Here is a 24,351-nt window from a genome sequence, read left to right as displayed (position 1 = left end):
TTAATCAAAAATTCTGGCTCTTACTGAAAACAGTAAGAGCATTAATGCTGCTACCAGCGCGCTTTTAACAGGTTTGGTTGAATACCAGCTATGGTTCGGGTGTTACCATAGTCTTTAGCGGCGATCCCGGCTTCGAACTCTTCCCGGAAATATTTGATCGCACTTTGTAGGGGTTCAACCGCGCCCGGCGCGTGAGCACAGAAGGTTTTGCCCGGCCCTAAGAAACGGCACAGTTGCTCCAGCGTCTCAATGTCGCCCGGCTGACCTTCGCCGCGCTCCAGTGCACGTAGGATCTTCACGCTCCAAGGCAAACCATCGCGGCAAGGCGTACACCAGCCACAGGATTCACGGGCAAAGAACTCTTCCAGATTGCGCACCAGCGGCACCATGCCAATTTCGTGGTCTACCGCCATCGCCAGTGCAGTCCCTAAACGGCTGCCTGCTTTGGCGATATTCTCGAAGTCCATCGGCAGATCCAGATGGTCGGCGGTCAGGAAGTCAGTCCCTGCACCGCCCGGCTGCCACGCTTTGAATTTCAAGCCATCGCGCATGCCACCGGCGTAATCTTCCAGAATTTCACGGGCAGTGATGCCAAACGGCAGCTCCCACAAACCCGGATTTTTCACCCGGCCAGAGAAGCCCATCAGTTTGGTCCCGGCGTCGTTACTCTTACCGGCCGTAATCCCCTGATACCACTCCACGCCATGCTCAAGAATGGCAGGCACGTTGCACAGAGTTTCCACGTTATTCACGCAGGTCGGCTTACCCCAAACACCCGAAGAGGCGGGGAAAGGCGGCTTGGAACGTGGGTTGGCGCGGCGGCCTTCCAGCGAGTTAATCAGTGCGGTCTCTTCACCACAGATGTAACGACCCGCACCGGTATGGACAATCAGCTCAAAATCAAAGCCGCTGCCCATGATATTTTTGCCCAGCAGGCCCGCTTCGGTGGCCTCGGCAATCGCACGGCGCAAGTTAACCGCCGCTTCAATATATTCGCCACGCAGGAAGATGTAGCCACGGTAAGCTTTCAGCGCAAAGGCACTGATCAGCATCCCTTCCACCAGCAGATGCGGCAATTGCTCCATCAACAGGCGGTCTTTGTAGGTGCCCGGTTCCATCTCATCGGCGTTACACAGCAGATAGCGGATGTTCATGCTTTCGTCTTTCGGCATCAGGCTCCACTTCAACCCAGTGGAGAAACCTGCACCGCCACGGCCTTTCAGGCCCGCGTCTTTGACTAAGCTAACAACATCAGGGGGTGCCATGCCTTTTAAGGCTTTTTCAGCGCCCAGATAACCGGTTTTACTGCGATATTCATCCAGCCACACGGGCTGTTTGTCATCGCGCAAGCGCCAAGTCAGCGGGTGCATTTCCGGGGTACGGATAACCTCTTTGGTAAAACCTGAGTTAGTTGTCATGGATATTGCTCCAGTAACTTCTCGATATCTTCAGGTTTCAGGTAGCTGTGGGTATCGTCGTCGATCATCATGGTCGGGCCACGATCACAATTCCCTAAGCAGCAAGTCGGCAGCAGGGTAAAGCGGCCATCAAAGGTGGTTTGGCCCGGCTGAATACTGAGTTTCTTCGAAATTGCGGCCTGAATCCCCTGATAACCGGTGATATGGCACACCACGCTGTCACAGTAGCGGATCACATGACGCCCTACCGGTTGGCGGAAGATCTGGCTGTAGAATGTGGCTACCCCTTCAACATCACTGGCCGGGATACCCAGCACGTCAGCAATGGCGTGAATTGCCCCATCCGGCACCCAGCCACGTTGCTTCTGCACGATTTTCAGTGCTTCGATTGACGCGGCGCGGGCATCTTCGTAATGGTGCTTTTCATGCTCGATAGCATCACGTTCTTCAGCACTCAACTCGAAAACGTCAGTTGTGGTCGCCGATTCAGCCGCATTGACTGCCAGGTCCACCACACGTTGGCTCTCTTTATGATCCTGAGTCTCTTTTTGATCACTCATAATTAGCGGTCCACATCAGACATTACAAAATCGATACTGCCCAGATAGACAATCAGGTCAGATACCAGGCTGCCACGGATAACCGATGGGATCTGCTGTAAATGGGCATAGCTTGGGGTACGTATCCGAGTGCGATAGCTCATGGTGCTGGCGTCACTGGTCAGATAGTAACTGTTGATCCCTTTGGTCGCTTCAACCATCTGGAATGATTCGTTAGCTGGCATCACCGGACCCCATGACACTTGCAGGAAGTGGGTGATCAGCGTTTCGATATGTTGAAGCGTGCGTTCTTTCGGCGGCGGTGTGGTCAGTGGGTGGTCTGCCTTGAATGGCCCTTCTGGCATGTTTTTATAACATTGCTCCAGAATGCGCAGGCTTTGACGCAACTCTTCCACTTTCAGCATCACGCGGTCATAACAGTCGCCGTTGTTACCGATAGGCACTTCAAAATCAAAGTTTTCATAACCGGAATAGGGACGCCATTTCCGCACGTCAAACTCAACTCCCGTCGCACGCAAGCCAGCACCAGTGACACCCCACTCCAATGCTTCTTTGGAATTATAGGCAGCCACCCCAACAGAACGCCCTTTGAGGATGCTGTTCTGCAATGCCGCTTTGACGTAGGAATCCAGACGTTTTGGCATCCAGTCGAGGAAGTCACGCAGCAGACGATCCCAGCCACGCGGCAGGTCGTGGGCAACGCCACCAATACGGAACCAAGCCGGGTGCATACGGAAACCGGTGATCGCTTCAACCAGATCGTAGACTTTCTGACGGTCGGTAAAGGCGAAGAACACCGGCGTCATTGCGCCAACGTCTTGGATAAAGGTACTGATGTAGAGCAAGTGGCTGTTGATGCGGAAGAGTTCGGACAACATGACGCGGATGGTATCGACTCGCGCAGGCACTTTGATACCGGCCAGTTTTTCAACCGCTAACACGTAAGGCATTTCGTTGACGCAACCGCCGAGGTACTCGATACGGTCGGTGTAAGGAATGTAGCTGTGCCAAGATTGGCGCTCGCCCATCTTTTCCGCACCACGGTGGTGATAGCCCACATCCGGCACGCAATCGACAATCTCTTCACCATCAAGCTGCAACACGATACGGAATGCACCGTGTGAAGAGGGATGGTTCGGGCCGAGGTTAAGGAACATAAAGTCCTCGTTTTCGGTCCCACGCTTCATGCCCCAATCTTCAGGTTTGAAGGTCAGCGATTCCATCTCCAGATCCTCTTTCTGCTTGGTCAGCACAAAGGGATCGAACTCTGTGGCTCGCGCTGGATAGTCTTTCCGCAGCGGGTGGCCTTCCCAACTCTGCGGCATCATGATGCGCGTCAGATGGGGGTGACCATCAAAGGTGATACCGAACATCTCCCACGTTTCCCGCTCATACCAGTTGGCATTCGGGAAAATTTTGGTCGCTGTGGGCACATGTAAGTCTTTTTCAGACAGTGCCACTTTCAGCATGATATCGCGGTTGCGTTCGATGGAGAGCAGATGATAGAAAACAGAAAAATCCGCTTCAGGAAGCCCCTGGCGGTGAGTACGAAGGCGCTCATCCACACCATGCAAATCAAAAAGCATGACGTAAGGTTTAGGCTGTTTTCTTAAGAACGACATTATTTCTAGCAATTGTTCACGCTTCACCCATACCACGGGCATCCCGGTACGGGTCGCTTGAACAACAAAGGCCTCAGGCCCAAAACGGTTCGACAGTTCACCAATCACCGGATCATCGAGATGATCACGGGTCTGCCATGCAGGCTGGGTGCTGTCGGACGTCGTTAAATCGGTCATTATTTATTCACCACACTGTTTTTTCACCACACTGAATGTGTCATTTTGTGGTCATTTGCCGCACACATGTTCTGGATAAAAACAATTCCATCCAAAAACAAATCACTTACGCACAAAAATCCAACGCCGAAAGTCGGGTTAGATCTCGTCAGGTGTCCGCAAGTTAGTTACTGCAATTCGTTCAGCATGCTTACGTTCTCTTTCTGGCTGCATATTGGCGCGGTAAACACCTTGATCACCCACAACCCAAGAGAGAGGACGGCGCTCTTTACCGATAGATTCCTGTAGCAGCAACAGTGCTTGCATATAAGCTTCCGGGCGCGGTGGACAGCCAGGAATATACACGTCTACGGGAAGGAATTTATCCACGCCTTGCACCACGGAATAGATATCGTACATGCCGCCTGAGTTGGCACAGGCGCCCATGGAGATAACCCATTTAGGTTCGAGCATTTGTTCATACAGACGCTGAATCACCGGGGCCATTTTGGTGAAGCAAGTACCGGCCACGACCATGAAATCGGCCTGACGCGGAGAAGCACGCAGTACTTCTGCACCAAAACGCGCGACGTCATGTACGGCAGTGAACGAAGTCACCATCTCTACATAACAACAAGAAAGGCCGAAGTTATACGGCCAAAGGGAGTTCTTACGCCCCCAGTTCACCATGTCGTGCATGGCGTTCTCAAGTTTACCCATGTAAACACTACGATGGACATGTTGCTCGAGAGGATCGCCGCTGACGGTTTCCTGAGTTTGCAGGGGGTAACGGTCGTTCTCACCGTTAGGGTCTATGCGGGTGAGCGTATAGTCCATGTTAATGCCTCGCTGTATTTATTGGCGGTTATCTTGCGCTTGCGGATGACTGCTGGCGTATTTAACTATGCTCGGTTTGCTCACGCGGCGATTAGAACGCACAGGAGTCCAATCCAGAGCGCCGATGCGCACCAGATAAACCAAACCAGCCAAAAGCACCAAAATGAAAATGGTTGCTTCGATAAAGCCTACCCAGCCACTCTCACGAATAGAGATTGACCACGCATAGAGGTACAGGGCTTCAACATCGAAAATAACGAAAAACATAGCGACCAGGTAAAACTTGGCGGATAAGCGCATACGCGCCGAACCTACCGAGTCAATACCAGACTCATAGGGGACGTTTTTGGCACGGGCCCGAGCTCTCCCACCCAGGAAGAACGCACCTAAGAGCATCAAACCGCATAGTCCGATTGCGCCGATCAGGAATACAGCGAACGCCCAATGATGAGCGATAACTTCAGTGGTTGTTGACATACGCATTGCTTACTCATCAAAAGTGGTGTCGAACATCCTGCTCTTGTATTGGCAGTTAGTGCACCACATCGATTCAAAGGGAAGGATAAAAACCACACAAAACACACTGTCTTTACAACTGTTTAGCCAGTGTTTTACTGTGGGCTTTTTACTCCTTTCAGTAACCTTTTGTCAACTTAGACAAAAGTAACTAAAGATTAATTTACAAGTGCACGATCTTACTTAACATTTGGTGCGGACGCGTAAGCTAAATCGAGTCAGTAATTTGTTAAGTCAGAACATACACATATAAACCAACCAGTATAGTTCGTATTAACTATACCATTGTCTCAGGAATAACCGGTTCTTCCACTCACTAGCTAGGGGTATTTTTTTGATCCAGAACACGTTTTGGGTGTTATTTAATAAATATTCGGTATGAAAAGTTGCACTTAATTATTTATTAAAAATGAAACGGCGTTTTGATAAAGCCATTTCATTATTAAATGAGAATGAATATTAATTACATTTCTATTTGGCTAACATAATTTTCCGAATGCCGATAAATAGATGTAAATAAAATAAAATGACGTTTTGAGCATAAGATTAATTTGAAATAGAAATAAATCGAATTTTTGTCGAAAAAATAAAACAAAAAGCCCCTGAAATTAGGGGCTTATGATATGTTATTTGCGTTGAATTCTTAATTTACATCATCTATTAGGTAATCAGAATCCAGAACCAGACCTGAGTCAGATTGCAAACCATGTTGATGACCCGCCTGCATGGTGTCGAAAATGGCTAGCGCCAATTCATTGTCACACTGGCTACTTTTACAGAGTGAATAGTGCGTTTCAGGCAGGCGAGGTAGCCCTTCTGTTTCACCCAGCACCCGTAAATCAGGACTCATCATCTCAATCGGTCTGGCAGTCACACCCAGCCCTGCCCTCACTGCCGCTCGAATGGCAGAAAGTGAAGAGGCCACATAGGCGATACGCCATGCAATACCGGCTTTGGTGAGATGCTCTATCGCCATATTACGGAATGGACTTGGCTCATCCATCACCACTAACGGAACGGCCTCGCCGGGCAGGAACTGATAGTCGGCAGAACAGTACCAAAGTGTGGGTGATGTTCTTAAAATCACATGAGGATGAGCGTCAACTTTGGCTGTGGTAATAGCCAGATTCACCTCACTACTGCTCAGCATATCGGTGATAAGTGGGCTACGTTTTACCCGCACATCTATCGCCAGCCGAGGATATAGTGTCGCCACCCGGTTCAGCAAGAAAGGCAGCAACGTATCGGCAGTATCATCAGATGCACCAATAACGAGCGACCCTTCTATATTGCTGTACATGAGTGACGTACAGGCTTCATCGTTAAAACGTAAAATTTTTCTGGCATAGCCAAGTAACTGGAGACCATGTTCAGTGAGTAATTTGTTACGCCCATGACGGGCGAACAACTCCTTACCCACTAACTGTTCTAACCGTTGCATTTGTTGGCTAACCGCTGACTGTGTTCGACAAACCGCTGCGGCAGCGGAGGCAAAAGTATTCAAGTCAGCAACAGCTACAAAGGTTCTAAGCAGATCGAGGTCGAGATTAATTATCGGACGATTTGCATTTGTCATAGTGTATTCTTCACTTTTTTGAATTCTAATTACAAACTACCCTGGTGTTTATGTATTAGCGCCATCAATAAGGGACAACGCTAAGTATGACAGTACCCCACTCATTAGAGTAGGGCAAAAAATTTACTTATATTTCGTTACCGCTATCTCTTTTTATAAAATTCTATTGGCTGAACGATAGTGTTATTTGTGAATACGGTCATACAAAACGGCTAAATCTTCGATTAATGAAGATTTTTAGACTTCTGTTATCTCACTTTTCGTGACTGATTATAAGAGTTGGAAGCCCATTTTAATTAAAAAACCCAGGCTCTTGAACGGAAGTAATATCAAAAAACATCAATGTATTACTCTGAGATTTTTTTATCTTACTGTGATAATTCAATCAGTAACGCTTAGTAATCATTAAGAATCCGAGAGTTAACATTAATTATTCTTAATAGTTTTCCTATTTACAAATTCATACTGTCCCACACGTCCATAATATGTATGATGATATAAGCTGTTTCATTCAGATCCTCACCCTTAAAATGCAATCTCATTGAGAATGATCTCATAGCCATCACGGCAAATCTTCGCCGTGTAGGAAATTTACCTCACCTTATGGTGATCTATTTTTTTGCTCATGATTGTGTATATCAAAATTTTTCCGAATAAAACTTCAGACAAATTCATCAATCACACATATCTGATAAGGGCTTAACCGCAAAACAGCCTTAATGTCACTCCCCACTTTCAGCCGATGGGTATTTGAATTAAAAACCGGCATCCACACTAAAGATGTGTATAGAACTTCAAAAAGCAGCGGCGTCGGAGTACATTGGATGCCTTGCAGTGTTCCACGCTGAGGACACGCTTTTACCAGCAAAAGGCTCAATTTTTTATGTCCCCCATTGAGAAATCCAGCAAACTGGACAACGTTTGTTACGACATTCGTGGCCCAGTGCTAAAAGAAGCTAAGCGTCTTGAAGAAGAAGGTAACAAGGTTCTGAAACTGAACATCGGCAACCCTGCCCCGTTTGGTTTCGATGCACCGGATGAAATTCTGGTGGATGTGATCCGTAATTTGCCAACGGCACAAGGCTATTGCGACTCCAAAGGCCTGTTTTCGGCGCGCAAAGCCATTATGCAGCACTATCAGGCCCGCGATATGCGCGACCTGACAGTCGAGGATATCTACATTGGGAACGGTGTTTCTGAGCTAATTGTGCAATCCATGCAGGCATTGCTGAACATCGGCGATGAAATGCTAGTGCCAGCACCAGATTATCCGTTATGGACGGCGGCAGTTTCGCTTTCAAGCGGTAAAGCCGTGCACTATATGTGTGATGAAGAATCAGGCTGGTTCCCTGATTTGGATGATATCCGCAGCAAGATCACCCCGCGTACCCGTGGGATTGTGATTATCAACCCAAATAACCCGACGGGCGCGGTCTACAGCAAAGAGCTGCTACTGGAGATTGTCGAAATTGCCCGCCAGAATGACCTGATTATTTTCGCCGATGAGATCTACGATAAGATTTTATATGACGAAGCCCAGCATCACTCTATTGCCGCTCTGGCCCCCGATTTACTGACTGTCACCTTTAATGGTTTGTCCAAGACCTACCGTGTTGCCGGTTTCCGTCAGGGATGGATGGTGCTGAACGGGCCGAAAAAGCATGCCAAAGGTTATATCGAAGGCTTGGAGATGCTGGCCTCAATGCGGTTGTGTGCCAACGTACCGATGCAACATGCGATTCAAACAGCGCTGGGCGGCTATCAGAGCATCAGTGAGTTTATCCAACCGGGAGGACGTTTGTATGAACAACGTGACCGCGCTTGGGAATTAATCAACCAAATCCCCGGTGTTTCCTGCGTGAAACCTCAGGGCGCGCTGTATATGTTCCCGCGTATCGATCAGAAGCGTTTTAACCTGAAAGATGACCAGAAACTGGTGTTGGATCTGCTGTTGCAGGAAAAAGTGTTGCTGGTACAAGGTAGCGCCTTTAACTGGCCATATCCGGATCACGTGCGGATCGTGACGTTGCCGCGCGTGGATGAGTTGGAGATGGCAGTGAGGAAGCTGGGGCGGTTTTTGGAGACCTACCATCAGTAAATGCAAACAGGCCGGATCTGGTTTCGGTTGATGGTGATCGGGTTCGGTTGTCATAGCTTCACGACTCACCTAGCCTCCGATGAACCAACCGGCAAAGGGGGCAGCGGCCCCCTTGTGCAATCCCGCGCTTGCGCACGAATCGCTTGCCCACTTCGTGGGTCCCCTCCCTCATCGTTCCGGCTGACGGACCGCCGTGATTCGCTCCTGCTCAAGCACGGCTCGCTCGGCATCCATGCCTCGCGTCCTACCTTCTCTCTTCGCTCGGCAGCTCAAATGTGCTTTTAACTTCAAGGTCAAAACCCTAGTTTTGCCTTTCTCTTTTGACCTTGAGCGCAATTGGGAATATTACCGACAAAGATTGCAGGCCGAATGAGCCGCATGGACAAATCTGCCGGGAGCAGATTTGAACGCTGCTTGCAGCGGCCCCAAAGGGGTGAGTCCCATGGATGGGACGAATATCCCGCGAAAGGGGCTGTCGAGCTGGGAGCGAGTCAGCCCCGGTTCGATTAGCCGGCAAGCTGCCGGAGGGCACTGCGACAGCAGTCATATTTCGCGCAAGCCGCAGGTGCAGGAGGGCCGGCCTGCCCTCCTGCTCGGTTGAGGCCACGGGGTTCAGGTGAACATTGAACCAATATCAACCGAAACCTGATCCGATCCGATTAAATCAAACATCAACCAAAACCCAATCTGATATGCTATCCCCAGTGCTACTTTAAAAAGTAAAAAAGAGAGAAAATTATGAGTCACTTCTTCGCCCACCTATCCCGCCTGAAACTCATCAACCGCTGGCCGCTGATGCGCAATGTCCGCACTGAAAATGTTTCTGAGCACAGTTTGCAGGTGGCATTCGTCGCTCATGCATTAGCCATCATTAAAAATCGTAAATTTAATGGCAATCTCAATGCCGATCGTATCGCGCTGTTGGCGATGTACCACGATGCCAGCGAAGTCATTACTGGGGATTTACCCACGCCTATCAAGTATTACAATCCGCAAATTGCCCATGAATACAAAAAAATAGAAAAAGTGGCGCAGCAGAAACTGATCGAAATGCTGCCAAAAGAGTTGCAGCACGATTTTCGCTGCCTGCTAGATGAGAATTATTACAGCGAGGAGGAGAAAGCACTGGTTAAACAAGCCGATGCCCTGTGCGCTTACCTCAAATGTCTGGAGGAGTTATCCGCAGGAAATAACGAATTCATCCAAGCCAAAGCGCGGTTAGAGAAAACACTCGCCCTGCGCCAAAGCCCAGAGATGGATTACTTTATGGAAGTCTTTGTCCCCAGCTTCAGCCTCTCACTCGACGAAATCAGCCTCGACTCACTAGACTAATTTTGCATTTACTTTTGCTGTTGAAGTTGAAGTTGAAGTTGAAGTTGAAGTTGAAGTTGAAGTTGAAGTTGAAGTTGATTTTCAAAGCACATTTGAGCTGCCGAGTGAAGAATGAAGCCAGGGAAATCCGGCAGAACCCAATATTAGCCAAAGTCATTGGGGTTACAGGTAGGCAGCCAGTGAGCACATCCCGATGAGCTGACCCTCGTCAGTGATTCGGGTGCGCGAGCGCAGCTAACAACCCTGTAGCGCCAAGGACGAAGGATAATTAAAACGGAAACAGCACTGGCACCACCATCACACTCACAATCATCACCAGCACAGTAAATGGCACCCCCATGCGGACAAAATCACCAAATTTATAGCCGCCGGGACCTAAAACCAGTGTATTGACCGGCGAAGATACAGGCGTCATAAATGCCGCCGACGCGGCAATACCAATAATCATCGCGAATGGATACGGGGAAAGGGACATCTCTCGGGCCGCCGCAATGGCAATCGGAGCCATCAGAACCGCCGTTGCCGTATTAGAGATAAACAGCCCAATCGTGGCGCAGAGCACAAACAAGCACAGCAGCATCACGCGCGGCCCCATCCCGCCAGCCACATCCATTAGCCCCTGCACAATCAAATCTACCCCGCCGGTTTTCTGTAATGCCTGCGCAAAAGGCATCATCCCGATAATCAAAATTAAACTCGGCCAATGGATCGAGCGGTAAGCACTTTCCATATCAATGCAACGGAACTGCCCCATCAGCAAACAGGCCACCAGCGCCGCAATCACATTGGGCACTTCATCCGTCAGCATCATCGCCACCATCAATGCCAGACAGAACAGAGCATGGGGCGCTTGTGAGATGGCGGGTGCCACTTCATCCACTTCAGCGGGCAGATTCAGCACGATAAAATCGCGCGTTTTTTGCTGCAACTGGCGGATCAGTTTCCAGTCGCCAATGACCAGTAAGATATCGCCAAACTGTAACTTTTCATCAACCAGTTTGCCTTCCAGCGTCTTACCGTTGCGGCGGATACCGACCACATTCAGGCCATAGCGGGTACGGAAAGTGACCTCACGTAAGCTCTTGCCCAATAAGGCAGAGTCAGGGATCAGTGAAACCTCAGCCATCCCGACATTGCGCGCTTGTTCGGAGAAGTATTCACCGCGCAGCACCAGCGGCTCTAGCATTTGATCAGTACAAAACTCGCGTAAATCGATGTCGCAATCGGACATGTCAATCAGCAGCACGTCGTTTTCATGCAGCTCAGATGAACTGGTCGCGCTGACCATCACACGACGGAAACGCTTCCAACGCTCAATCCCAACCACATTTGCACCATAGCGAGCACGCAGATGCAGCTCATCAAGCGAGCGACCAATCAGTGGGGAGTTGTGACGGATAGCCAAGCGGCGAGCGCGGCCAGTGAGCTTGTAATCGCGGATAAGATCACGGAAGGTGCGGCGCTTCCACTGATCTTTTTCTGAATGCTCTTGCTTGCCCCCCAGCCAGCGGCGGGCCACTAACATATAAGCGACACCCATCAACAAAATGATGATGCCAATCGGGGTGACGCCAAAGAATCCAAACCCTTTAATGCCTTCACGCAGCAATTCGCTGTTCACCACCATGTTTGGCGGTGTCGCAACCAGTGTCATCATGCCGCTGATCAGGCCAGCAAAGCTCAGTGGCATCATTAACCGCCCCGGAGAAATTTTCATCCGGCTGGCAACACTCAGTACTACCGGGATAAATATCGCCACCACACCCGTCGAGCTCATAAAAGCGCCCAATCCGGCGACGGTCACCATCAATAACGCCAACATTTTGGTTTCACTGTGACCCGCCACTTTGACCAGCCAATCCCCGACCTGGTAGGCGACACCGGTTCTGACTAGCCCATCACCAATGACAAACAACGCCGCGATCAATATTACGTTCGGGTCGCTAAATCCGCTGGTGGCCTCAGCAAGAGACAAAGTGCCACTCATCACAAAGGCAATAATCACCAACAATGCCACGACATCCATTCGCAACTTATTGGTGGTAAACAGCACAATAGCTATCAGAAGTAGCGTCAACACCCACAATAGTTCGCTGTTCAAAATGGCCTCGTTGGCAAAAAGTGAAAGGAAATATCCAGCTTTGGCAGTAAAGCATTAAATTCAGCAATAGCCGCTGTCCGAGATCAATAATGACTGCTAATTTATGCGCTTACCATCCCAGAACGATATTAATAGCAAGATATTCTGCAAAGAAAGCTTTCAGCTTCGGCTAACAAAATAAATTGTTCCTTTAACAACATAAAAAAGGTGCCATCAAGGCACCTTTTTGCGAATAATTCCCGTGGCCCGAAGCGCTCCGGTAGAGTGAGCGGCGCTATTTCATCCGGACCACAGCACCATTGGCGGTGGCGTCTACTGTGATTTGCTCAAGTGAATTTAGCACCAAATCAACCTGATCGAGCTTTGGCGTGTCAGCGGGGGCATTCACCGCAATCACTTTGCAGCCCGCCGCTAGCCCTGACAAAATACCCGCCGGAGCATCTTCTACCACGATGCAATCTTCCGGTGCCAGCCCTAAACTTTCTGCTCCCAGCAGATAGGCATCAGGCATGGGTTTCCCGTGCTTCACTTGTTCGGCCGTCACAAACACTTTGGGTTCTGGCAAATGGCCCGCAGCACGGCGCGCTGAGGCCACTGGCACCGAGCCTGATGTCACAATCGCCCACGGAATCGACAGGCTGTTCAGCCGATTCAAGAGTGCGACTGCGCCCGGCAATGCGGTCACACCATCAGTGTCGTTGGCTTCAATGCGCTCTAATGCCAAAAACTCCGCCTGAAGTTCAGCATCACTGGCACCCGGCATAAAATGGCGAAGAGAGGTAATGGCTTGTTTGCCGTGGATAAAATCGAGCACTTCCGCTGGATTGATACCGCGACTTTGCGCCCAACCAATCCAAGCTCGTTCAACAGCAGGTAATGAATCGACCAGAGTCCCGTCCAAATCAAAAAGAAAACCTTTACACTCCACAAGCACATCCTCGTCTGTAAACCACTTTTTATGAATCAGCTTTATAAATCAATCGCCTCAGTCAGCCCAATCAGGCATTAATAATTTGCGAAATCTCAACGGCACTCAAATGATATTGGCGCGGGCATGATTGCCAAATAGCCAACATGCGCTGATATTTGTCCCACATTGGGGTTTGGGAGTTAAAACCGTGGGTGCCGGAGTCAAAGTGGGTATAGCGCCCTTCAGTGTTGACCATAAAGCGCACATAACTCAGGTAGCGAGATTCGGTGGCAGCATCAAAACCGAGGAAGGCGATACGGCGCTCATCCAAATCCTGTTTGTCTTTCAGGTTACCGCAAGAGACTTGCAGCGCGTGGTGCATCTCCATGATATTAATGATGGTACGGCAAGTCTCTTCGCTCATTTCACCAAAATCGCGGTCCAGTTCACGCATCTGCAAACCAAAGCCACGTTCGACTATTGTTTGCTGGCGGCGATAGCGCTCAGCGTTTTCTGGGTCCAGCATGGTCATCATCTTGTACTGATTCGACAGAATCAATCGTTGGGCGTTGGTCATATCCATCACTAAACTCCTAAGACATAAATAATGAGGAAATCATCGCACACAGGCTTAGCCCATACTTTGATTTGACAGGGGATTTTGCGCAGCTAATCCTTTGAGGTTAGAGATCATCGAGAAACGTTTTATCCAGTTGCTTGAATGCGCGCTTCAGGACATCGGCCAGCGACTGATAGGTTGGCGTTTGCTCAACGGGCGAGACGGCCTGTCCTGCTTCAGCCAGCTTATTACGCACCTCGTGGAACCACTGTAATAGCGTGGGCGGCAGCGGCGTAATCGCACGTTTACCTAACCACCATAACCCTTGCAGTGGCAGACCGCAGGCGAACAGCGCCGTGGCGATGGCCGGGCCTAGTTGGCCGCCGAGCGCTATCTGCCATGTCAGGGTAAAAATGGCCAGTGGCGGCATAAAGCGAATGCCAAAACGTGTCGCGGTGACCACACGGTTCTCCGGGAACATCGGCGCAAGGCGTTTGTCAGCAGGCCAAGTCTTCATATAGTGCTGACCGCGCTGGAGTACCTGAAACCAACCTAGGGTATCAGAGGGTTTTGTTGTCATGGCTCACCTCAACTTCACAAGCAAAAATTAAAATTATTTTTGTAATCCACAAACTAAAAATTAGTCTGTTAAATATATTTTGTTTTTAGGCGACGCTATCGGTATCCTAGCTCGGCCTTTTGGCCGCTAGAAGATGACGGAAAATATGTCAACTTTTTGCAGCATTTAAATCATTTTTGTTAAATCGCACCAGTATTGACCACCAGGCGTTAACGTTTCCACTTAACGTTTAATACGCGATTTTTCCATCATCATGCCTTTTTTGCTATCGCATGATGTTAATCATTAATGTCGACACCAATTTGCGCTACGCTTTTGGACAGATTGACGTTTTATTAACCACGTGTTTTTCGCTGTTTTTTTAAAAACAGATGTCGAACACGTCTATAAATAGGTACTTCCATGTCGAGTAAGCTAGTACTGGTTCTTAACTGCGGTAGCTCTTCCCTAAAATTTGCTATCATCGACGCGACCAATGGTGAAGAACACCTCTCTGGTTTAGCCGAATGCTTCCATCTGCCGGAAGCCCGCATCAAATGGAAAATTGATGGTGGCAAACAGGAAGCAGCATTGGGTGCTGGTGCAGCACACAGCGAAGCACTGAATTTCATTGTTAATACTATTCTGGCACAAAAACCAGAGCTTTCTGCTCAACTGACCGCTATCGGTCACCGCATTGTTCATGGCGGCGAGAAATTCACCGCATCAGCTATCGTTACCGACGAAGTTATTCAGGGTATCAAAGATTCTATCCCGTTTGCACCACTGCATAACCCAGCTCACCTGATCGGTATCGCTGAGGCATTGAAATCCTTCCCAAATCTGACGAATAAAAATGTCGCTGTCTTTGACACCGCTTTCCATCAGACCATGCCGGAAGAGTCTTACCTCTACGCCCTGCCGTACAGCTTATACAAAGATCACGGCATCCGTCGCTATGGCGCACACGGCACCAGCCACTTCTATGTGAGCCAGGAAGCCGCTAAAACCCTGAACAAACCACTGGAAGAACTGAACGTTATTACCTGCCATTTGGGTAACGGCGGTTCAGTAACAGCAGTACGTAACGGTAAATGTGTTGATACTTCTATGGGCCTGACGCCACTGGAAGGTCTGGTTATGGGTACCCGTAGCGGTGATATCGACCCGGCAATCATTTTCCACCTGCATGACTCAATGGGGATGAGTGTTGATCAAATCAACAAGCTGCTGACCAAAGAGTCTGGCCTGTTGGGTCTGACTGAAGTCACCAGTGACTGCCGTTATGTTGAAGACAACTATGAAACCAAAGCCGATGCACGCCGCGCAATGGATGTGTTCTGCCACCGTCTGGCAAAATACATCGGTGCTTATACCGCGCTGATGGATGGCCGTCTGGATGCGGTTATCTTCACTGGTGGTATCGGTGAGAATGCAGCCATGGTCCGTGAACTGACGCTGGACAAACTGGGCCTGCTGGGCTTTGAAATTGACCACGAACGTAATCTGGCAGCACGCTTTGGTAAATCAGGCACCATCACCAAAGATGGCAGCCGTCTGGCTCTGGTTATCCCAACCAACGAAGAGTTGGTTATCGCACAAGACGCAGCCCGTCTGACCGCGTAAGAATTTTTGACATATACCCAAAGTCATTGGAGTTGCAGGTAGGCGGCAAGCGAATAAATCCCGATGAGCTGACTCAGGTCAGTGATTCGAATGCATGAGTGTAGCCAACAACCCTGCGGCTTCAAGGACGAAGGGCATAACCGAAGAGGTTTAGCCGTGTCCCGTACAATAATGTTGATCCCTACCGGCACCAGCGTTGGTTTAACCAGCGTCAGCTTGGGTGTCATCCGCTCCATGGAGCAAAAAGGTGTACGCCTGAGCGTATTCAAGCCCATCGCGCAGCCACGTGCTGGCGGCGATGCACCTGACCAAACCACCACCATCATTCGCGCAAACTCCAGTATCACTGCTGCTGAGCCGCTGAACATGGGTTATGTGGAAACCTTGCTGAGCTCTAACCAGCAAGACGTGTTGATGGAAGAGATTGTTGCCCGTTATCACGAAAACACCAAAGATGCCGAAGTGGTGCTGGTTGAAGGTTTAGTGCCAACGCGCAAACATCAGTTTGCCAATGCGCTGAACTATGAAATCGCCAAGACCCTGAATGCAGAAATCGTGTTTGTTATTGCGCTGGGTAATGATTCACCAGACCAATTGAAAGAGCGTATCGAACTGGCTCGCTCCAGCTTCGGTGGCAGCAAAAACAAAAATATCACCGGCGTTATCATTAACAAACTGAATGCCCCGGTAGATGAACAAGGCCGTACCCGCCCTGACCTGTCTGAAATCTTTGATGATTCCACTAAGGCCAGTGTTGCGAATATCGATCCAAAGCAGTTGTTTGCCAATAGCCCGCTCCCTGTTCTGGGTTGTGTGCCATGGAGCTTTGAGCTGATCGCCACTCGTGCTATCGATATGGCTAAGCATTTGAACGCACGCATCATTAACGAAGGTGATATCAACACTCGCCGCGTTAAGTCTGTGACGTTCTGCGCCCGCAGTATTCCGCACATGCTGGAGCACTTCCGTCCGGGTTCTCTGCTGGTGACCTCCGCAGACCGCCCAGACGTGCTGGTTTCGGCCTGTCTGGCTGCCATGAATGGTGTTGAAATCGGTGCCATCCTGCTGACCGGCGGTTATGACATTGATGATCGCATCAATAGCCTGTGTGCACGTGCCTTCCAGACTGGCTTGCCGGTATTTATGGTTGATACCAACACCTGGCAGACTTCTCTGAGCCTGCAAAGCTTCAATTTGGAAGTGCCTGCTGACGACCATGAGCGTGTTGAGAAGCTGCAAAACTACGTTGCCAGCCATATCAGCAGCGAGTGGATCGACTCTCTGAGCGCCACCTCTGAGCGCTCACGTCGCCTGTCTCCACCAGCATTCCGTTATGAGCTGACCGAGTTGGCGCGTAAAGCTGGCAAGCGTATCGTGCTGCCAGAAGGCGATGAGCCACGCACCGTTAAAGCCGCGTCTATCTGTGCTGAGCGCGGTATCGCGACTTGTGTACTGCTGGGTAACCCAGAAGAGATCCAACGTGTTGCTGCGGCTCAAGGTGTTGAGCTGGGTAAAGGCGTTGAAATCATCGATCCGGTTGCCGTGCGTGAGCAGTACGTTCCGCGTCTGGTGGAGCTGCGTAAGAGCAAAGGCATGACCGAAGTGGTCGCCCGCGAACAGTTGGAAGACAACGTGGTTCTCGGCACCCTGATGCTGGAGAAAGGCGAAGTTGACGGTCTGGTTTCCGGTGCCGTTCATACCACCGCAAACACCATCCGCCCACCGTTGCAGTTGATCAAAACCGCTCCGGGCAGCTCACTGGTCTCTTCCGTGTTCTTCATGCTGTTGCCTGACCAAGTTCTGGTTTACGGCGACTGCGCGATCAACCCAGACCCAACCGCTGAGCAACTCTCTGAGATTGCGATTCAGTCTGCTGATTCTGCGGCCGCATTCGGTATCGAACCGCGTGTGGCGATGATCTCTTACTCTACCGGTAATTCCGGTGCGGGTAGTGATGTCGAGAAAGTGCGCGAAGCGACCCGTTTGGCACAGGAAAAACGCCCTGATCTGATCATTGATGGCCCGTTGCAGTATGACGCGGCAATCATGGCGGATGTGGCTAAATCCAAAGCGCCAAACTCACCGGTTGCGGGTAAAGCCACCGTGTTCATCTTCCCAGATCTGAACACCGGTAACACCACCTATAAAGCGGTACAACGTTCTGCTGACCTGATCTCGATCGGGCCGATGCTGCAAGGCATGCGTAAGCCAGTTAACGACTTGTCCCGTGGTGCATTGGTTGACGATATCGTCTATACCGTGGCACTAACCGCGATCCAGTCTGCACAGGCTGACGCCGCCTCTTAATCTTACGATTGAGTGTGCCAGTGGTACAAAAAACGCCAGCTTCGTGCTGGCGTTTTTATTTGGCGTCGGGAGAGAAAAGCCTAGATTCAGGTGCTTTGCCGCAGTTCGAATTTATAGCTGAAACTCTGGCTAAGAGGTTCACCCTCTTCGCTATCTTCATCATTATCCAGCAGATCAATCAGCATCTTACCGGCTTCTTTGCCCATCTTTTTGTAGTCAATGCGCATTGAGGTTAGGGTCGGATGGGTTTGATCACAGCTGTCCGAGCCATCCAGACAGGCCACCGCGATGCCACTTGGGATTTTCAGTAGCCGCCGCTGACACTCAAAGAGCACGCCGAGCGCAATATCTTCGTGACTACATATCACTGCATCCAATTCAGGTTGGCGCAACAGCATTTCCGTCAAGGCATAGCGGCCAAACTGCAAGCTGGCCGCCTCAGGTGTGGTGACGGTTTGATCCGCATTCTTATAGTGCTCCAGCATCGCCTTGTGCCACCCATTGAGCTGCTGGCGCTGTAAGCGGTTATCCATATGCGCGCCGATATACCCAATATGGTGATAACCGCGCTCAAGCAAATGGCGGCTTAGCTCATAGGCGGACTCAAAAAAAGCCGCCTCAAGGGTAATTTTGGCCCCTTTGAAATAGGAGCCGACCACATTGACCGTTGGAATATTCGCCCGTTCGAGCAGTTGATAGGTTTTCTCGGCTAGCTGGGAGCCAAATATCACCACGGCCGCCGGATTACTTTGCAGCAGCGTCATCAATATTTCCGCTTCTTTGCGCTGGTTATATTCATGGCAGCCCAGCAGTAGCTGAAACTCATTTTTATTGAGAATTTGTTGCAGCGCCTGCATAAAACGAGAACTGGCTTTATCGGTTAATGACGGAATTAAAACCGCGACAGTGTCGCTGTGCCCTGATGCCAATGCGCCCGCAGCACGATTGGGAATATAACCAAGAGTTTCAACCGCTTGCTCTATTTTTTCACGTAACTTATCTGAAACCTGCTCCGGCGTTCGCAGCGCTCTGGAAACAGTCATCGACCCTACTCCGGCGTAGTTCGCCACTTCCTGTAGCGTGACTCGCCCGGTATTACGGCGCTTGCGCGTTTTTTCCATGCTGATTTCCTGCCTGATTAAAATGTCTTGTCGGATTAAAACAAGCCCTTCCTGACTGGCTTCGACAATACATTGCATTGTATATGGCTTATTCGGAGATAGCCAAAGGCCAAAAAGTAACAAATGATAGCGCTATCACAAATTTTGATAGCGCTATCAGGTAGCGCTATCAATTGCGAGATCCATCACATTAATGGCAGTGATAAAAATCTACTCTCACGTTAACAGTCATCGGGAGTCATCAATATCATGTTAAAAACACTGTTAACGCCAGACGTCATTCAGGTGGTCAGCCAAGCCAAAGATTGGCGTGATGCCATCGCGATTTCATGTCAGCCGCTGATTGATAATGGCTCAATTGAAGCACGTTATGTTGAGGCGATTTACCGCTCCCATGAAGCCATCGGCCCGTATTACGTGGTCGGGCCGGGGATTGCCATGCCACATGCCCGCCCGGAAGAGGGGGCGAATAAGCTCTCTCTGGCATTAACCGTCATTACCGAGGGGGTCACTTTCAATGCTGAAGGTAACGACCCGGTCAAACTGCTCATAGTGTTAGCCGCGACAGACAGTACTAGCCATATTGAGGCTATTTCTCAACTCGCTCAGTTGTTCGATAACGATAATGATGTACAAGCCTTACTTAATGCCAAAACGCAGCAGGATATTTTGTCCGTCATTGCGCGTTACTAATCTCAGCATTGGGTTCGGATACTTATTTTAAGGGGAAAGAAAATGAAAATTACAGTGGTTTGCGGTAACGGTTTAGGCACCAGCCTGATGATGGAAATCAGCATCAAAAGCATTCTGAAAGAGCTGGCCGTCAGCGCGGAAGTGGATCATGTCGATCTGGGTTCAGCCAAAGGGACGCCAAGTGATATCTTCATCGGCACCAAAGACATTGCCGAGCAATTAGTGGCACAAGCCGTGGGCGGCAAAATCGTTGCGCTCGATAACATGATCGATAAGAAAGCCATGAAAGAACGTTTGTCTGTGGCATTAACCGAATTAGGCGCGCTGTAACTGGAGGCTGGCATGGATTTCTTTCGTTTTTTAATGAGTGATGTTCTCTCCGAACCGGCCGTGCTGGTCGGTTTGATCGCGTTAATCGGGTTGATTGCCCAGAAAAAGCCGGTGACCGAGTGTATTAAAGGCACCGTGAAAACCATCATGGGTTTTGTGATTTTAGGCGCAGGTGCGGGTCTGGTGGTGTCATCTCTGGGTGATTTTGCCAATATCTTCCAGCACGCTTTCGGTATTCAGGGTGTCGTGCCCAATAACGAAGCCATTGTGTCTGTGGCGCAGAAGAGTTTCGGTAAAGAGATGGCGATGATTATGTTCTTCGCTATGGTGATCAATATCCTGATTGCTCGCTTTACGCCGTGGAAATTCATCTTCCTGACGGGTCACCACACCCTGTTTATGTCGATGATGGTGGCGGTTATTCTGGCAACCGCTGGGATTAGCGGTGTCACACTGATTGTGATCGGTTCGCTGGTGGTGGGGGTTGCGATGGTATTCTTCCCCGCCATTGCCCACCCTTACATGAAAAAGGTCACCGGTTCGGATGACGTGGCTATCGGCCACTTCTCTACCCTCTCCTATGTTTTAGCCGGTTTTATCGGCAGCAAATTCGGCAATAAAGAGCATTCAACCGAAGACATGAATGTACCGAAAAGCCTGCTGTTCCTGCGTGATACACCGGTCGCTATCTCCTTCACCATGTGTATCATTTTCGTCGTCACCTGCCTGTTCGCTGGGCCGGAAGTGGTGAAAAGCCTGAGCGGCGGCAAAAACTGGTTTATGTTCTCGCTGATGCAATCCATTACCTTTGCTGCGGGCGTGTACATCATCCTGCAAGGTGTGCGGATGGTGATTGCCGAGATTGTCCCAGCCTTTAAGGGGATCTCCGACAAATTAGTGCCTAATGCGAAACCTGCGCTGGATTGCCCAGTGGTCTTCCCCTACGCGCCCAATGCCGTACTGGTCGGTTTCCTGAGCAGCTTTGCCGCTGGCCTCATCGGGATGTTCGCGCTCTATTTGATGAATATGACCGTGATTATCCCCGGTGTAGTGCCTCACTTCTTCGTCGGCGCTGCCGCAGGGGTGTTTGGTAATGCCACTGGTGGACGCCGTGGTGCGATTTTAGGTGCCTTCGCTCAAGGTTTGTTAATTACCTTCCTGCCCGTGTTCCTGCTGCCAGTGCTGGGTGATATCGGTTTTGCCAATACCACCTTCAGCGATGCTGACTTCGGTGCTTTGGGTATTTTACTGGGTATTATTGTCAGATAATCAGTGAGATGCAGACTAAAAAACGGCCCCCCAATATTAGGTGACTATCCTCTATTGGGGGGCCGTTCTGTTTGTCGCCATTACTGTTGGGGCAGTTACTCTTTACGATTGAACGACACACTTTTTATCTGCGCATACACCCATTGACCCGGTTTCAGCCCCAGCTCGTCACGCGCCCAAGGGGTAATCCGCGCCCATAACCATTGATCACCCATCGCCAGTTTGACATCAATCTGCCCATCAACCTCCAGACATTCAGCGATTTTGACCGGCAAGATGTTACGGATACTGCTGTTTTGCGGCGGCTGCAACACCAACGAGACATCTGCGGCATTGATGCGAATCCGCATGGAGCTACCCTCTGGTGCATCCAGCTTGCCGACCCACAAGCGCTGATCCGCTAGCGCCAGTGCGGTCATGGCATAGCGCTCATGATGACCAATCACACTCACCCGCAATATGCTGCTCGGCTCTTCCCGCTGCAACCAAGGGCGCAATGCGCTGCTGGCCCACACTTCCTCCAGCCCGCCAACGGCGCGAACTTTACCGGCATCCATCACCACCACTTGATCCGCCAGCCGCAAGATTTCATCCATGCTATGGCTGACATACAAAATGGGGATATTCACATCTTGCGCCAACCGCTCCAGATAGGGCAGCAGCTCACGTTTGCGCGGCAGATCCAGCGAGGCCAATGGCTCATCCATCAGCAGCAATTCTGGGGCGGTGAGCAATGCGCGACCAATGGCGACCCGCTGCTTCTCACCACCGGACAGTGTCAACGGAAAACGGTCCAGCAATGGCTCGATGCCCAGCAGCGCGACAATGGTATCAAACTGCCCGCTCATCGAGGCGGCCATGCCGTACTGCAAGTTACCTCGCACCCGATAATGGGGAAACAGACGCGCATCCTGAAAAACATAGCCCACACGGCGCTTCTCTGGCGGCAGATAAATTTGCTGCGCCACATCCACCAGCACCCGGCCATTAAGCACCACTTTGCCTTGTTGCGGGCGCGTCAGGCCACCAATCACATTGATCAGCGAGGTTTTACCCGCACCGGACAAGCCAAAAATGGCGGTGATGCCCTGCGCCGGTAAATCCGTGGCAACCTGCAAATGCAACTCACCTAGTTGTTGACTGAAATCCAGCTCTAACATGGGACCCCCATGCGCTTTTTACCCCAACGGGCCAGCCACTCGGAGAGCAACAGTGAAACCAAGGACAAAATAATGGCGATCACACACAGCCGCGCCGCCGCCGCTTCCGCACCGGGGGTCTCAATCAGCGTGTACATCGCCAGCGGGATGGTGCGGGTTTCGCCGGGAATATTGGAAACGAAAGTGATAGTCGCGCCGAACTCGCCCAGAGAGCGGGCAAAAGAGAGCACAGTGCCAGCAATCACGCCCGGTAAAGAGAGCGGCAGTGTAATGGTGAAGAATACTCGCCACGGGTTCGCGCCTAAAGTTCGGGCTGCCAGTTCCAGACGAGTATCAACTGCCTCCAGCGCCAGCCGGATAGCCCTGACCATCAGCGGGAAAGCCACCACTGCCGAGGCCAATGCCGCGCCGCGCCAACTGAAGCTGAAATTAATGCCAAACCAGCTATAGAGCCATTCGCCAATAAAACCGCGCCGGCCCATGCTGATCAGCAGCAAATAACCAATCACCACTGGCGGCAACACCAGTGGCAAGTGAATAACGCTATCTAACAACGATTTACCGGGGAAACGGCAGCGCACTAAAATCCATGCCATTAAAATACCTAATGGCAAACTGCACACCACCGCCACTCCAGAAACCTTCAGGCTGAGAATAATTGCCTGCCATTCATACTCACTCAAAATCATTAGCGTGGGGTAAATCCATAATTTTTGAAAATAGCCGCAGCAGCAGGGCTTTTCAGGTAATCATAAAAAGCACTGACGGTCGGATTTTCATGGCCTTTAACAATCGCCATTGGGTATTCAACCGGCTTATGGCTTGCTTCCGGGAATATCCCCACAACTTTAACTTTTTTACTGGCTATCGCATCGGAGCCATAGACAATACCCAGCGGCGCTTCCGCCCGCTCGACCAGCGCCATCGCGCTACGCACGTTGTTTGCACGCGCCATTTCTGGGGCTAAAGTTGACCAGGCACCTAAATTCTCCAGTGACTCTTTGGCATAAATCCCGGCAGGAACATGATCAGGATCGCCTACCGCTAAACGGCCACCATCCAGCAATTTTTTCCAGTCGGTTTTTTTATCAATGACAACTTTATCAATTTTGCTCTCTTGTGGCGCGATTAATACCAGCTCATTACCTAATAAAGTGTAACGAGTATTAGCAACAATTTGCTGTTTATCAATCGCATAATCCATCCATTGCTGATCCGCAGAAATAAAGAGATCAGCCGGTGCGCCCTGTTCAATCTGGCGTGCCAAGGTGGATGATGAGGCAAAAGAGGCGACTACCTCCACCTGCTTCTCTTTTTTATACTGCGCGGCAATATCTTGCAGCGCATTGGTCAGCGAGGCGGCCGCAAAAACAGTGATGTTGTCTGCGGCAAAGGTGGTACTGGAAAACGCGGCCAGCAGTGCCGCGCTCGCGACCAATTTACTCACTTTACCATATTGATTTTTCATGTTGTTCTCCGCATTAATAAGCCCGTTATATAAATTGAAATATAACGTAACATCCTAAGCAGGTCATGCAATTTATCGGCAAGATGTGAGGTAACTTGAGTTGTGACCATCGGGAAGAGATGAAGCGAAGAGT

At 50.2% G+C, this 24,351-nt stretch carries 21 protein-coding genes; 7 read left to right on the top strand and 14 right to left on the bottom strand.

The genetic code is table 11. From position 1 onward, the window contains the following. Positions 1-50: 50 nt before the first annotated feature. From nuoF to rovM, 6 genes are all read right to left on the bottom strand, one after another. The gene (gene nuoF / locus HRD69_RS11865) at positions 51-1,418 is read right to left on the bottom strand and encodes an NADH-quinone oxidoreductase subunit NuoF (protein WP_032815100.1); all 1,368 of its coding nucleotides are present in this window, start codon (positions 1,416-1,418) and stop codon (positions 51-53) included. Continuing rightward, on the bottom strand, positions 1,415-1,978 hold the full coding sequence (gene nuoE / locus HRD69_RS11860) for an NADH-quinone oxidoreductase subunit NuoE (protein WP_004876230.1): 564 nt from the start codon (positions 1,976-1,978) through the stop codon (positions 1,415-1,417). Before nuoE ends, nuoF begins: the two co-directional genes overlap by 4 nt. A gap of 2 nt (positions 1,979-1,980) precedes the next feature. Then, positions 1,981-3,777 (bottom strand): NADH-quinone oxidoreductase subunit C/D, encoded by a 1,797-nt coding sequence (nuoC, locus tag HRD69_RS11855; RefSeq protein WP_004876229.1) that lies wholly within the window; start codon positions 3,775-3,777, stop codon positions 1,981-1,983. Between the two features lie 138 nt (positions 3,778-3,915). Next, the gene (locus tag HRD69_RS11850; RefSeq protein ID WP_002210278.1) at positions 3,916-4,593 is read right to left on the bottom strand and encodes a NuoB/complex I 20 kDa subunit family protein; all 678 of its coding nucleotides are present in this window, start codon (positions 4,591-4,593) and stop codon (positions 3,916-3,918) included. A gap of 18 nt (positions 4,594-4,611) precedes the next feature. Beyond that, a complete protein-coding gene (nuoA, locus tag HRD69_RS11845; RefSeq protein ID WP_032815099.1) occupies positions 4,612-5,076 on the bottom strand; it encodes an NADH-quinone oxidoreductase subunit NuoA in 465 nt (154 codons plus the stop codon). 676 nt (positions 5,077-5,752) lie between these two features. After that, entirely contained in the window at positions 5,753-6,685 is a 933-nt protein-coding gene (gene rovM / locus HRD69_RS11840; protein ID WP_004876227.1) for a virulence transcriptional regulator RovM, read from the bottom strand. Between the two features lie 883 nt (positions 6,686-7,568). Between rovM and HRD69_RS11835 the strand changes: the two genes are divergently transcribed. Together HRD69_RS11835 and yfbR are read left to right on the top strand one after the other, a co-directional pair. Then, positions 7,569-8,783 carry a pyridoxal phosphate-dependent aminotransferase gene (locus HRD69_RS11835; RefSeq protein ID WP_004876225.1) on the top strand — a complete coding sequence of 405 codons (1,215 nt, stop codon included), beginning with the start codon at positions 7,569-7,571 and terminating at the stop codon, positions 8,781-8,783. Positions 8,784-9,521: 738 nt separating this feature from the next. Next, complete coding sequence (gene yfbR, locus HRD69_RS11830) at positions 9,522-10,115, top strand: 5'-deoxynucleotidase (protein WP_032815632.1); 594 nt, start codon at positions 9,522-9,524, stop codon at positions 10,113-10,115. A gap of 268 nt (positions 10,116-10,383) precedes the next feature. Here the strand turns inward: yfbR and HRD69_RS11825 are convergent, their stop codons facing one another. From HRD69_RS11825 to yfbV, 4 genes are all read right to left on the bottom strand, one after another. After that, the gene (locus HRD69_RS11825; protein ID WP_032815634.1) at positions 10,384-12,216 is read right to left on the bottom strand and encodes an SLC13 family permease; all 1,833 of its coding nucleotides are present in this window, start codon (positions 12,214-12,216) and stop codon (positions 10,384-10,386) included. A 274-nt stretch (positions 12,217-12,490) separates the two neighbouring features. Beyond that, positions 12,491-13,144, bottom strand: coding sequence for a sugar phosphatase (locus HRD69_RS11820; protein WP_004878175.1), 654 nt, complete (start codon positions 13,142-13,144; stop codon positions 12,491-12,493). 70 nt (positions 13,145-13,214) lie between these two features. Further along, positions 13,215-13,709 carry a YfbU family protein gene (locus tag HRD69_RS11815; protein ID WP_004708806.1) on the bottom strand — a complete coding sequence of 165 codons (495 nt, stop codon included), beginning with the start codon at positions 13,707-13,709 and terminating at the stop codon, positions 13,215-13,217. Positions 13,710-13,809: 100 nt separating this feature from the next. Continuing rightward, positions 13,810-14,265, bottom strand: a complete 456-nt coding sequence (gene yfbV / locus HRD69_RS11810) for a terminus macrodomain insulation protein YfbV (protein ID WP_004878177.1) — start codon at positions 14,263-14,265, stop codon at positions 13,810-13,812. Between the two features lie 402 nt (positions 14,266-14,667). Between yfbV and ackA the strand changes: the two genes are divergently transcribed. Together ackA and pta are read left to right on the top strand one after the other, a co-directional pair. Then, the gene (gene ackA, locus HRD69_RS11805; protein ID WP_004878179.1) at positions 14,668-15,870 is read left to right on the top strand and encodes an acetate kinase; all 1,203 of its coding nucleotides are present in this window, start codon (positions 14,668-14,670) and stop codon (positions 15,868-15,870) included. 171 nt (positions 15,871-16,041) lie between these two features. Continuing rightward, positions 16,042-18,177 (top strand): phosphate acetyltransferase, encoded by a 2,136-nt coding sequence (gene pta, locus HRD69_RS11800; RefSeq protein ID WP_004877255.1) that lies wholly within the window; start codon positions 16,042-16,044, stop codon positions 18,175-18,177. Positions 18,178-18,263: 86 nt separating this feature from the next. Here pta and HRD69_RS11795 read toward each other — a convergent pair whose 3' ends face one another. After that, positions 18,264-19,298, bottom strand: a complete 1,035-nt coding sequence (locus HRD69_RS11795; protein ID WP_032815389.1) for a LacI family DNA-binding transcriptional regulator — start codon at positions 19,296-19,298, stop codon at positions 18,264-18,266. A gap of 249 nt (positions 19,299-19,547) precedes the next feature. On the opposite strand from HRD69_RS11795, the gene HRD69_RS11790 reads away from it, so the two are divergent. From HRD69_RS11790 to HRD69_RS11780, 3 genes are read left to right on the top strand one after another with little or no spacing between them, the layout of a single operon-like run. Then, positions 19,548-19,991 carry a PTS sugar transporter subunit IIA gene (locus tag HRD69_RS11790; protein ID WP_004391631.1) on the top strand — a complete coding sequence of 148 codons (444 nt, stop codon included), beginning with the start codon at positions 19,548-19,550 and terminating at the stop codon, positions 19,989-19,991. A gap of 42 nt (positions 19,992-20,033) precedes the next feature. Beyond that, the gene (locus HRD69_RS11785; protein WP_004877260.1) at positions 20,034-20,321 is read left to right on the top strand and encodes a PTS sugar transporter subunit IIB; all 288 of its coding nucleotides are present in this window, start codon (positions 20,034-20,036) and stop codon (positions 20,319-20,321) included. Positions 20,322-20,333: 12 nt separating this feature from the next. After that, positions 20,334-21,590 carry a PTS ascorbate transporter subunit IIC gene (locus HRD69_RS11780; protein ID WP_004391628.1) on the top strand — a complete coding sequence of 419 codons (1,257 nt, stop codon included), beginning with the start codon at positions 20,334-20,336 and terminating at the stop codon, positions 21,588-21,590. A gap of 95 nt (positions 21,591-21,685) precedes the next feature. On the opposite strand, the gene modC is transcribed toward HRD69_RS11780, so the two are convergent. From modC to modA, 3 genes are read right to left on the bottom strand one after another with little or no spacing between them, the layout of a single operon-like run. Next, entirely contained in the window at positions 21,686-22,750 is a 1,065-nt protein-coding gene (gene modC, locus HRD69_RS11775; RefSeq protein ID WP_032815391.1) for a molybdenum ABC transporter ATP-binding protein ModC, read from the bottom strand. Next, positions 22,744-23,439: a molybdate ABC transporter permease subunit gene (modB, locus tag HRD69_RS11770; RefSeq protein WP_032815392.1), complete on the bottom strand. Its 696-nt coding sequence runs from the start codon at positions 23,437-23,439 to the stop codon at positions 22,744-22,746. The genes modC and modB overlap by 7 nt, the downstream gene beginning before the upstream one ends. Continuing rightward, complete coding sequence (gene modA / locus HRD69_RS11765) at positions 23,439-24,218, bottom strand: molybdate ABC transporter substrate-binding protein (protein ID WP_004877264.1); 780 nt, start codon at positions 24,216-24,218, stop codon at positions 23,439-23,441. The genes modB and modA overlap by 1 nt, the downstream gene beginning before the upstream one ends. Positions 24,219-24,351 lie beyond the last annotated feature (133 nt).

This window comes from Yersinia mollaretii ATCC 43969, assembly GCF_013282725.1.
GTDB classification, from domain to species: domain Bacteria; phylum Pseudomonadota; class Gammaproteobacteria; order Enterobacterales; family Enterobacteriaceae; genus Yersinia; species Yersinia mollaretii.
This window is presented reverse-complemented; position numbering and strand designations above follow the sequence as displayed.